Below are 11911 nucleotides of genomic sequence, written 5' to 3'. Positions count from 1 at the left end.
TTTTTTATCATCACTATAAAGTATAGCACAGTCTATTAATCAAAATAACGATTATCTTGATTTTCCAAGTCTAAACTGCGGACCAAATGTTGGTATTCTGGCAATAGTTGCCAATCCTTTAACTGCCATAGCTTTTGTGCCTCATCACGAGCTACCTCTAATATATTACTATCTGTTACAAGATCAGCAATTGCAAATTGCGGTAAGCCTGATTGGCGAAAACCAAATACTTCTCCTGGTCCACGCAACTCTAAATCTTTCTCACTTAGAACAAAGCCATTGTTCGTTTCTGTCATTATTTTCATTCGCTCAATCCCTAATTCATTTTTAGGATTAGCTACCAATACACAATAAGAAGCATCACTACCACGTCCAACACGTCCACGTAATTGATGTAACTGTGCTAATCCAAAACGATCAGCATCCATGATCAACATGACTGTAGCATTCGGAACATTTACACCCACTTCGATGACCGTCGTTGAAACCAAGATTTGCATCTTGTTTTCTTTAAATGTTTCCATAATTGCTTCTTTTTCCTGGTTCTTCATTTTACCATGTAACAATCCGACTTCATACTGAGGCGCAAAAAGCGCACTTAATTTTTCATAAATTTCAACAGCGTTTTTAACGTCTAATGCTTCTGACTCTTCAATCAACGGGCAAATGACATACATTTGATGTCCTTTCGCCAGTTCCTTCCATGTCCAATCTAACACACTATTTAATTGTGGCGTACGAACCCATCTCGTCTCTATTGGAATCCGGCCAGCTGGAAGTTCGTCAATTACCGAAACATCCATTTCTCCGTATGCAGTAATCGCTAAAGTCCGAGGAATTGGTGTGGCTGTCATAAATAAAACATCTGGACGCCAGCCTTTTTCACGGAGTACTTTTCGCTGATTCACACCAAAACGATGTTGTTCATCCGTAATAACTAAACCTAAGTGTTGAAATTCGACTCCTTCTTGAATCAACGCATGGGTACCGACAACGATATCGATTTCTCCTTGTTCCAGCAATTCGAGTAGTTCTCTTCGTTCTTTGGCTTTCGTCGAACCCGTTAACAGAGCAAGTTTAACTTCTTGCGCATCAAATAATCGAAGAAGGCTTTCCATGTGTTGTTGTGCCAAAATTTCAGTTGGTACCATCAATGCGCCTTGAAACCCTGCAGTGACCGCCGCATATAAGGCAATTGCTGCAACAATCGTCTTTCCGCTACCTACATCACCTTGCAATAGGCGTTGCATATGTTGCGGACTTCTTAAGTCACGACAAATTTCATTCGTGACTCTTTTTTGGGCATCCGTCAATTCAAAAGGTAGTTTTTGAATAAATTGTTTCAAGCGCTGGATGTCATATAAAATTTCAATGCCATTTGTTTCTGCTTTTTCCGATTTTTTAAGCCCTTGAAGTCGCATTTGAAATAAAAAGAATTCTTCAAAGACAATTCTTCGTTTTGCTTGATGGTTTTCTTCATGATTTTTCGGAAAATGCATGCTCTTAACAGCTGTTGGCCGATCCAACAGTCGATATTTCTCAACTAATCCATTGGGAAGATTCTCTTCGATCAAATCACCATACTCTTCGAACCCTCTTCGAATCAAATCGACTAAAGTTGTTTGACGGATTGATTTATTGACATGATAGATTGGAGAAAAATCATCCACCGCTTGAGAACCCAAAATTTTCATACCATTTAATGACTTCCGTTTCGCATCCCATTTTCCATAGACAGCAATTTCTTCGGATAAGATCACTTTATCTTTCAAATATGGTTGATTGAAAAAAGAAACATTGAAGACAGCATGATCCTGCATCATACGAAATCGGAGTCGATTCTTTTTGTAGCCAAAGCGACTCATTACTGGTGGTGAAACAACCAGGCCTTTTAAAGTCACTTTTTCTTGATCAAGTATTTCATTTAAATTTCTTTCTTGAATATCTTCATAGCGAAAAGGATAATAGGTCAATAGGTCTTCGATGGTTTGTATTCCCAGACTAGCAAGACTATCCGCCCTTTTTGCTCCCACACCGGCTAACATCGTCACTGGATCATTTAAAGACCTCATATTTCACCCTCCTTTACCGTATGTTTCACTATCAATCCATTCCTTAGAAATAGGGCTGCACCAACAACCTGGTACAGCCCCCGTTCTTTTACCGTTCGTTCAGGCGAAAAGGATTGTCCTTTTCTATTCTGCAGAGAATAAATACGGATAAACCGGTTGATCGCCTTGATGAATTTCAATTTCTAAATCTGGATGTTGTTCAACTAATTTAGCTGATAATTCTTCTGCTTGATGAACCGAACCACCTTCACCTGCTAAAATCGTCACAATTTCTGTTTCTTCAGTGATCATTTTTTCTAAGGTAGCGAATGAAGTTGCCATCATGTCAGAATCTGAGATAACGATTTTCCCATCAATCATCCCTAAGAAATCGCCCTCAGTAATTTTCACACCATCAATGGTTGTGTCACGAATTGCATGAGTAATCTGCCCACTAACGACACTTGCAAGCATTTCTGTCATAGTCGCTTTGTTTTCTTCCAACGATACTTGATCATTAAATGAAAGCATCGCAGTTAGTCCTTGAGAGATCGTTTTTGATGGTACGACCGCTACTGGGATATCTGCTACTTCAGCCGCTTGATCCGCAGCCATGAAGATATTTTTATTGTTTGGTAATACGATGACTTTATCCGCATTAACTTCCTTGATCGCTTTAACGATATCTTCCGTACTTGGGTTCATCGTTTGTCCACCACTAATGACGTAGTTTGCTCCTAAACTTTCAAATAACTCTTGCACTCCTTTACCGGCTGCAATCGCTACGATCCCATAAGGTGTACGAGCTGCTTTTTGTGGCTTCGCTTGCTCATCGTGTTCTAAAATCGTTTCATGCTGTAAACGCATGTTGTCGACTTTGATTTTTACTAATGAACCAAATTTTTGTCCATAATTTAATACTTCACCTGGATTTTCGGTATGCACGTGGACCTTAATGATCTCATCATCATTAACAACCAATAATGAATCACCGATTCCATCTAAGTAATTACGAAATTCTTCATAGTCAAATTGGCTATCGACGGTTGGCCCTTCACCGATTTTTACCATGATTTCTGTACAGTAACCATAATGGATATCTTCTGTTGCTAATTGACCTTGGACACTGCGATGATGCTCAGCATTGACCATTTCATCCATTTCAGCTGGTGATGGTTCATAGACTTCTGTCATTTTGAACTCACCATTCAAGGCACTTAAGAAGCCTTCATATACAAATAGCAAACCTTGACCGCCACTATCGACGACACCGACTTCTTTTAACACTGGTAACAAATCAGGTGTTTTCGCTAAGGCACGTTTCCCACCTTTTACCACAGCCGTCATCACTTCAACAACGTCGTCACTTGTTTTAGCTTTCTTTTCTCCTGCTTTTGCAGCTTCACGGGCTACTGTCAAAATGGTTCCTTCAACAGGCTTCATAACTGCTTTATAAGCTGTCTCAACGCCATGCGTAAAAGCCGCAGCTAAATCTGCAGCGTTTAACACTGTCACGTCAGGTATTTGCTTTGAAAAACCTCGGAATAATTGAGACAAAATAACTCCTGAATTTCCTCTGGCTCCCATTAGTAGGCCTTTTGATAACATTGCTGCTAATTCGCCTACTTTTTCAGAAGTAGAATCAGCAACTGCTTTAGCTCCACTTGTCATAGATAAATTCATATTGGTACCTGTATCTCCATCAGGAACTGGGAATACATTTAACGAATTGACATATTCTGCATTTACTTGCAGACGATTCGCGCCCGCCTGAACCATTTCCTGGAATTGGCTTGCACTGATTTCTGTTACACTCACCTAGATAATCCTCCTTCAGATCGACTGCTGAATCATTCAGCAAGCCTTCTGCCTAGTCTGGCAGTACACGAACACCTTGGACGAAAACATTAACAGAATTGGCTGTTACACCTAGTAATGTCTCCAAGTTGTATTTTACTTTTTCTTGGACATTGCGAGAAACTTCTGAAATTTTTGTACCATAACTAATGATCGTATAAACATCTACTGCGATACCATTAGCTTCTTGGCGAACAACTACTCCTCGAGAATAATTTTCTTTTCGTAGAATTTCAGTAATATTATCTTTTATTTGGTTCTTGCTGGCCATTCCTACAACACCGAACACATCTGTTGCGGCGCCACCAACAACTGTTGCAATCACATCATTGGTAATTTCAATGGTTCCAGCTGACGTTTGAATTTTTACAGCCATGAATGAGCCTCCTTAACGGGCAAAATACTCCCATTTTTCTTCTATCATATTTTATCATAGCGTCACCCGAAATAAAAGGCAGTTACCCTAAAGTACTCAAAAACCGCTGAAAATTTTAAAATTAGTCCTGTATAATTTACAATTATTCCCATGGATTGTCAATTCTTGCTATGAAAAGACACTTGCATATTACCCCTTCATATGATATGTTATTCTGGTATGAGCTGAATTATTCTATCGCTCCAAATCGAGGTAAAGGGGGAAAATTACATGGCAAAAGTTTGTTACTTTACTGGTCGCAAGACAAAAAGTGGAAACAATCGTTCTCATGCGATGAACTCAACAAAACGTACTGTTAAACCTAACTTACAAAAAGTTCGCGTTATGATCGACGGAAAACCTAAAAAAGTTTGGGTGTCAACTCGTGCTTTGAAGTCAGGAAAAGTTGCACGCGTTTAATTGAATGAAGTTTGAACCGTTCGGTGCGTGAACGGTTTTTATTTTTATTATAATGCCTTACTTTTCATAAAAGAAGTTAGTTGAAAAGCCTACAAATGATCTGGATGAACGATCATTTGTAGGCTTTTTAGGTTTTGCCAAATCCTTAATATTAAACATGTATTCTTTTAAAAACTGGTATTTTATTATTTATAAAATCAGTTTATATAAGTTTTTTTGCCTTTTATTTTCAAAATAAACGTTATTTATTATTGTTTTTTTATTTTTTTGGAAATGCCAAGTCTTTTCATGTAGTTAAAAATATGAATATGATAAACTAGAGATAACTTCATATTTCATAGAAATTTGGTGAATGAATCAATGAAAACAAAAATCAAACTTTTTTTTAAAGAAAATGGTCGTTATGCTTTTGCTAGTTTTCTGATCCCTTTTTTGATACTTGCGTTAGTTTACTTAAGTATCGGAATTTATCCAGGAAGTAGCCGAAGCATTCTTGCAAGTGATGCATTTTCTCAATTTTCAAATTTCCATGCAAGCTTTCGGAACATGTTATTAGGAAAGCAAAGTATTTTTTATACTTGGAACGCCTCATTAGGTCTGAATTATTTATCTTTAATTTCATATTACTTAGGCGGATTATTTACTCCGCTTGTTCTTTTGTTTCCTAATAATATGATGCCTGATGCTTTATATTTTCTAACTCTGCTTAAAGTTGGGTTTGCTGGATTATCTTTTTGGTTCCTTGCGCGGACGTATAAAATTCCACGTTGGGGACAAGTGGCTTTAAGTGTTAGCTATGCTTCGATCTCTTTCATTACCGCTCATTCTGAGATCATTATGTGGTTGGATGCGTTTATTTATCTTCCACTTATTATTTTGGGTATCCATCGGGTCATGGATTATAAACGACCAACATTATTATTTGTTAGTTACTTATTGCTCTTTTTATCCAGTTTTTATATGGGCTTTATGATCGGTATTTTTTCTTTTCTTTATTTTATGGCAAGGCTGTTTACAAAATGGTCACTCTACAAAAAATCGATTGTACCTTATGGGATTACTTCCTTATTAGCTGGTGGAGCATCAATGATCATTATTCTTCCAGCAGTCTTGGATCTCCGATCAAATGGCGAAACATTAACACAGATCACTACACTAAAAACCGAAGCTACCTCATATTTGGATATCATCATGAAAAACATGATCGGTGTCTATGACACAACCAAATATGGCTCCATTCCTTTTATTTATGCTGGTTTGTTTCCATTAGTTTTATGTCTATTTTATTTTGCTAGTCGAAAAATCAACTTAAAGAACAAACTTTTGTATGGTAGTTTATTTGCTTTATTGATTGCTAGTTTCTATCTTGTACCACTCAACCTCTTTTGGCATGGTATGCATGCGCCAAATATGTTTTTGTTCCGCTATTCCTATTTATTTTCTTTTCTCGTCCTTTTGTTAGCGGCCAAAGGATGGGAACGAATAACTAAAGAGGATCAAGGCTTACTCCTAAGTATCATCATCATTTTAGCAGCAGTTTTTGCTATCGCATGGGGCCTTAAGCCTAATAATAGTTACTCTTATATTACAACGACATCGTTTGTCTTAACGATTGTTTTCTTGAGTCTTTATGCATTAACAATTGGCTTTTTCCAGCAACCAAAACAGCCCGTTAAATACCTTAGCTTATTGTTACTGTTACTGATGACAGGAGAAGCAAGTGTCAATACGAATAGTATGATTCATGGGATATTAGACGATTGGAATTATGCTTCACGAAGCTTATATACTGATCCTGCTCCTAGCATCAAGTCACTTGTTGATCAGACAAAAAAAGAATCGGATACTTTTTATCGATTAGAAAATCTTGATCCGATTTCTCCTAATGATTCCATTAACTATGGCTATAGTGGTATCAGTTTGTTTTCTTCTATTAGAAACAGGAACTCTTCTGCTTATCTAGATTCGTTAGGTTTTCGTTCAAGAGGAACAAATCTTAATATCCGCTATGCAAACAATACGTTATTGATGGATGGGTTTACAGGAATAAAATATAATATTGCTAAAAACGACAGCAGCTTTAGTAAATATGGCTTTGTGAAAGAAAGTCAGAGCGGTGACTATACACTCTATAAAAATTTAAATGCTTTACCGCTAGCTTTTACAGCACCATTAGATATTAATCACGTGGAACAACCATTAACTGACAATCTCACGAGCCAAACCAATTTGATCAATCGTCTGGCTGATTTAAATGAGCGGTATTTTACTTTCTACACACCAACTTTGAAAAGCCAACAAAACGTCACAGTAAACAAGACGTCTACCGGGGTGACTTATTCTGAAACCACGAATAACCAGCCCAAAACGCTCACTTGGGAAGTGCGTGTACCAGCAAACACACAAGCTTATCTCAGTTTGTTCCCTACTAACTATGCCCAATTAGAAAGTTCTACCGCCACGATTACTGTCAACGGTGTGTCACGAAAGACTCAGATCAGTATTTCTGGACAATATTATGATCTAGGATATTATCCTCAAGACACAACAGTTACTTTCTCTACTAGTTTTTATGGCACAAAAGAGGTTAGCTTTATGGAACCTAAAGTTCTTGGACTTGATGTTGTTGCTTATCAAGCAGCAATGAATCAAATCAAAGAAAATGGTGTTGCTATGAAAACGACCGGTCGAACAGCCACTGGTACTGTCAACACATCCGAAGAAAGAATGCTAGTCACAACGATCCCTTATGATGCTGGCTGGTCCGCAAAAATCGATGGAAAGGCAGTCAAAGTCGAAAACTTCAAAGATGCCTTTGTAATGATCAAACTACCTGCAGGCAAACATACCGTCACTTTTAGTTACTTACCTCAAGGTTTTATCATCGGATCGATTTTGTTCGTTCTTTGTATCGGACTTTTTATCCTATATGTGTGGTATCAAAAGAAAGAGCCCAAAGTAAATAAGCGATATAAACATAGTTAATGATCCACTCAGCGCCATCATTTCTAAAATTGAAATGATGGCGCTGATTTTTACGTTGATGACTCTTATAGTTCTGATTACTTATCTACTACCGTATTCAGTAATTTCATTATGTTCTGTTATCTTCCTTACAGGACTTGTGGAGCCTGCAATCCTTGACGTTGATTGCAGACTCGAACTTGATTCACGTCTTTTCTCCAAAAGCTCTCTTAAGCGTTGAACATCACCCTGTTGATTAGATGAACTGCCCTTATTTAAATTCCCACCTCCGGAAAGAGAGTGTGAATTGTCAAGGATCCAATCGCTTATTTTTATTATTTCAACCTACAAAACATGTTCCGTCATGGTAAAACCTACCAAATAAAAAAAGACAGAAAGAAACTTTTCTTCTTTCTGTCCCAATTATTCTATCTCTCATAACCAACATCAATTTCTGATCATTCCTCAACGAAGTTAAAAAGTTAAATGTTCTGGTTTATTGATTACTCATCTGTCGTACCCAACGGCGCCCTTAGGATTATTTACCCGGCTTACAAGATTTCGAGATGCTGTAGGTCTTTCAGACTGCGAATCTATTTTGACCTCCTGTGTGCCATAGTTTCCTAAAATTACTCTAAGTTCTTTTTGCTGACCATTACTCAATCTACCGTTATCTACCTTTCTGTTATACACTTCTCCGTTATTAAACTTGCCATTATTCCCCACTTCATTACTTAATTGTCTAGCGATTCTTTGATATATTGGGTTGTTTTGCAAGTCACCGATATTATTCAAATATGTAGGTCTAAACAAAGGCATGCCACCTGTTTTTTTGGTTTGAGAGGTATGTTGATCTAAACTGCCTGTTTTTCCTTCTTCCTTGCTGTTTCCACTAAGCTGTGTTTCTTCTGGATTTGGATTAATCTCTTTATCTGTTAAACTACTCTGGTTTGAAGTATTGGAGCCAGTTTTAAAGTTACAAGCGGGTTTGCCTAAACCGTCTGTTACTCCTTTTATCTCACTAGCTAATGTAGTATTTCTCGCTTCTAGATATAAATTTGTTTCTTCTGGATTTGCTTTATCCAATAAACTACTACTAATTGAAAATTCGGAGCCGGCTTGAGAGCTACGAGCGGATTGATCAAAACTACTTCTACTTGATTGTCCTTCTTCCACAGATAATCGTGGTTCCTGTAAGTGTTGATTTTCGGTTAACTCATCCGTTTCAAATACATTGTTTATTTTTGAAATAAGGGTGTTTATCTCCCTATTCGCTTTCTTCCAGTATTTTTTTTTATCATCCTGTTTTATGCTCTCGTAGCTCTCAGCAACAAATTTTAATTCTGACTTTGTTTCTTCAACATTTCCATTATACGTTTTTAATTTTTCTACTGCTTTTTTTTGAAACATATAATGTAATTTTTGTGGATCTTCCCCTACTCTTCGAGCATATTTTTCACAAAACTCTTGGAGGTCAATACCAACAAATTCGTTTATATCTCGCAATACACGATGATGAAGAGAAGTGTCCTCTATTTGAGCTGTTAATTCAGCTAATCCCACTTCCATTTGCTTTTTCAGCCGAGGATCTGTTTGTTCACTTGATTGTTTATCAAGTGTATTCTTCAGATTTTTCAAATCAGCTAATTCTTGTTCCAATTCTTGCTCATTTTTTGTAAGATATTCTTGATCTTGTTCATTTAATGTGTATTCATTTTCCTTACTGAGAATCATCTTACTATCTATGTTATGTATACCTGCTTTTTTTAACGTATTGCTTGTGCTGAGATCGTAATAATTATAGCTTTTTGTTGCGACTGAATTTTCCGCTTTTGTCATTAGGCTAAAAACATTTCGTTTCACCCCTTTTTTCATTGCAATTTGGTAACGAACTTCTAGTAAATCTCGTAAATTTTCTTTAAAGCTTGGAGTGTCTCCATACCCGTTTCGATACGCCGTAATAATCTCATCATATAATTTCTTTTTTGTTTTCCTCAAATCTTTTATTCCTAATTCTACATACTCACTTCGTTCTTTTGAAATTTCAGGAACAGCATTTTCTAATGTAGTCTTTTTGATCTCTTCAATCTCTTTTTCAAATAGCTTATAGATAGGACTATTATTTTCTAAGTCATTTTTGTACTTATAGGCGTTAGCTTCTATCAAGCCATTATGTTTAAGTACCCGGAATATTTGGGAACAGAGTTCGTTTATCTTCTTCTTCGATTCATTCCAGTTTATTTCACTATCCTCTTTTTTTAATTCTTGATATTTTTTATCAATAGATTGCCTTTCACTTAAGCTAGACCCCGACGTTTTTAAATGATCTGCCAGTGTCAATTGAAACGACCGATAGAGTCGTTGCGGATTTTCCCCTATTCTTGGAGCATATTTTTCACAAAACTCGCGCAGGTCAATACTAGAAACACGATCCACGTTTCTTACGACATAAAGATGAAGACGGACATCACGTAGTTGTCCTATAGTCCATTTAATACGCTCATTCAAACCAGGGACTTCTTGCTTTCTTGATTTTTTAATCAACGAAGCAAGTGATTTATTGTACTTCTCTTCTAGTTGCTTTAGTTCCTTCTTATTTTTAGTATGGATGTCAAAGTCAAATGTTTTATGATTATAGCTTCTATGAGTTAAACGTTCTTTGCTATTTGTTATAAGTATATTTTTACTATCTATATCGTGTATCCTTGCTTTTTGTAAAGTTTTGCTTCGACTTAGATCGTAATAGTCATAGCTATGTCGATCATTTAGGTATTGTAATTTTTTATTCAATTCAGGTTGAAGTTTGTTATGCAAAAGCTTAACTAAACTCCTTGCTTTTTCTAAATCTTTTGTTTTTAACTTCTTTATTTGCTTATAGAGCTCACCAATTTCTTTTAGATCTTTTTTTGATGGTTTATCTAAATAATCTACTGATTGTTCTGGAGGGTCTGAGATTCCATTAGAAAGAGCAACTATTTTTTTTTGTATGTTTGATTCAATGGTTGCCCTTCTACGCTTCGATCATCAAACAAATGATCTTTATGATACAAAGCGTGAACATCAATACCGAATTGTTTTTTAAGCTGATTTCTAGCAAGAATTTGGTATCGTATGTTTAACAAGTTACGTAATTTTTCTTTCGATTGATTGGTATCCAAATCCCCTTCTTCATAAGCTGGGATGATTTCTTTGTACAAATCTTCTTTCTCGTGTTTCAACTCTTTCATTGTTAGCTTACTATAGTCAACGATCATAGCTTGGTTTTCGTTAGCCCCAGCATTCTCCCTTGGGTCTGCAGCTTGTTCAAACTCATCCTCAGAATCCGAACTATCGTCAAAACTTTGATGGTAAGTAATACGGTTAAAGCTTGATGTTCCTAGATATTTATCTTCTTCAGTTCCCATAAAATAACTCTCCTTCCGTTAATAAACCTACTAAGTCCTTCACATTATATACTCAAAACAAGTGGTTCCTAGTCCATTTTTTTCTTTATTTTTAAAATTTAAGTTCTGTATAGTAAAAGAGGATTCAGTAAACTGATTGATCTATTTTAGAATTTACCCGTAGTACGCGAGCTTACCTGAGTCTTCCAATTAGGAACTCCAAAAATAAAATAACACAAATGATACATCCTGGCTGAATGCTTCTGCCACTCTTGATGCTTTATTTATCTATTAGTTAAAAAGAACGATCATTTCTAGTTACAGGTTTCGATCGACTATTAGAAAAACTATTTGTTGATGGTAAATTATACCGAAGGACCTTCTGATGATTGCTGGTTTTTTTGATAAAGTTCAGTCATTTTATTTTTGTAAATTTGATTTAAAGGTTGTATTGATTCTAAAGTTTGCTCCAAACTTGATTCTATAGCTGGCATAGTAAATAATGACTCTTTTTGATAAAAAATGGAAATATCTACACCAATACTTTGTTCAAATTCTTTTTTTATTGCAAGTTGATATCTTATTTCCAACAAATTAGATAGATTTTCTTTAAATGTTTCGGTATTTACCTCCCCTTTTTTAGATAACGCAATAATAGTTTTATACAATTCTTTTTTTGTTTGTTGCAATTGTTTTATTGTCATTTGATGATACTTGGATCGGATCGCATTGCCTGCTCTTTAGGGATACCATCGTTCTTTTTATTTTCCATGGTGCTTACCTTGTCCTATTGATTGCTTATTTTCCATAAATTTTTTCTC

At 36.1% G+C, this 11911-nt stretch carries 8 protein-coding genes; 2 read left to right on the top strand and 6 right to left on the bottom strand.

Annotated elements, in window-relative coordinates; all coding sequences use genetic code 11:
* Positions 1-35 precede the first annotated feature (35 nt).
* The 3 genes from recG to IGJ11_RS00515 form a co-directional block, all read right to left on the bottom strand.
* Positions 36-2072: an ATP-dependent DNA helicase RecG gene (gene recG / locus IGJ11_RS00525; RefSeq protein WP_438772241.1), complete on the bottom strand. Its 2037-nt coding sequence runs from the start codon at positions 2070-2072 to the stop codon at positions 36-38.
* A gap of 123 nt (positions 2073-2195) precedes the next feature.
* Entirely contained in the window at positions 2196-3869 is a 1674-nt protein-coding gene (locus tag IGJ11_RS00520) for a DAK2 domain-containing protein (protein WP_010720423.1), read from the bottom strand.
* A 52-nt stretch (positions 3870-3921) separates the two neighbouring features.
* Positions 3922-4284 (bottom strand): Asp23/Gls24 family envelope stress response protein, encoded by a 363-nt coding sequence (locus tag IGJ11_RS00515; protein ID WP_010720424.1) that lies wholly within the window; start codon positions 4282-4284, stop codon positions 3922-3924.
* A gap of 270 nt (positions 4285-4554) precedes the next feature.
* Here IGJ11_RS00515 and rpmB point away from each other — a divergent pair, with 270 nt between their 5' ends.
* The gene (gene rpmB, locus IGJ11_RS00510; protein ID WP_010720425.1) at positions 4555-4743 is read left to right on the top strand and encodes a 50S ribosomal protein L28; all 189 of its coding nucleotides are present in this window, start codon (positions 4555-4557) and stop codon (positions 4741-4743) included.
* Positions 4744-5103: 360 nt separating this feature from the next.
* Positions 5104-7728 (top strand): YfhO family protein, encoded by a 2625-nt coding sequence (locus tag IGJ11_RS00505; RefSeq protein WP_207431792.1) that lies wholly within the window; start codon positions 5104-5106, stop codon positions 7726-7728.
* 486 nt (positions 7729-8214) lie between these two features.
* On the opposite strand, the gene IGJ11_RS00500 is transcribed toward IGJ11_RS00505, so the two are convergent.
* The 3 genes from IGJ11_RS00500 to IGJ11_RS00490 form a co-directional block, all read right to left on the bottom strand.
* Positions 8215-10497, bottom strand: coding sequence for a hypothetical protein (locus IGJ11_RS00500; protein WP_438772240.1), 2283 nt, complete (start codon positions 10495-10497; stop codon positions 8215-8217).
* Between the two features lie 182 nt (positions 10498-10679).
* Positions 10680-11111 carry a hypothetical protein gene (locus IGJ11_RS00495; protein WP_251849584.1) on the bottom strand — a complete coding sequence of 144 codons (432 nt, stop codon included), beginning with the start codon at positions 11109-11111 and terminating at the stop codon, positions 10680-10682.
* 344 nt (positions 11112-11455) lie between these two features.
* Complete coding sequence (locus IGJ11_RS00490; protein WP_096709759.1) at positions 11456-11794, bottom strand: hypothetical protein; 339 nt, start codon at positions 11792-11794, stop codon at positions 11456-11458.
* Between the last annotated feature and the right edge of the window lie 117 nt (positions 11795-11911).

Origin of the sequence: Enterococcus sp. DIV0691, assembly GCF_051711145.1 — a bacterium.
GTDB lineage: Bacteria > Bacillota > Bacilli > Lactobacillales > Enterococcaceae > Enterococcus_B > Enterococcus_B hirae.
The sequence above is the reverse complement of the archived record's forward strand: the minus strand, read 5'-3'. Positions and strand labels throughout refer to the sequence as shown.

What these genes read in the sequence shown, in the direction of transcription:
- recG (WP_438772241.1), bottom strand. Translation starts at nt 2,072, where the DNA reads ATGAGGTCTTTAAATGATCCAGTGACGATGTTAGCCGGTGTGGGAGCA.
- IGJ11_RS00515 (WP_010720424.1), bottom strand. Translation starts at nt 4,284, where the DNA reads ATGGCTGTAAAAATTCAAACGTCAGCTGGAACCATTGAAATTACCAAT.
- rpmB (WP_010720425.1), top strand. Translation starts at nt 4,555, where the DNA reads ATGGCAAAAGTTTGTTACTTTACTGGTCGCAAGACAAAAAGTGGAAAC.
- IGJ11_RS00505 (WP_207431792.1), top strand. Translation starts at nt 5,104, where the DNA reads ATGAAAACAAAAATCAAACTTTTTTTTAAAGAAAATGGTCGTTATGCT.
- IGJ11_RS00495 (WP_251849584.1), bottom strand. Translation starts at nt 11,111, where the DNA reads ATGGGAACTGAAGAAGATAAATATCTAGGAACATCAAGCTTTAACCGT.
- IGJ11_RS00490 (WP_096709759.1), bottom strand. Translation starts at nt 11,794, where the DNA reads ATGACAATAAAACAATTGCAACAAACAAAAAAAGAATTGTATAAAACT.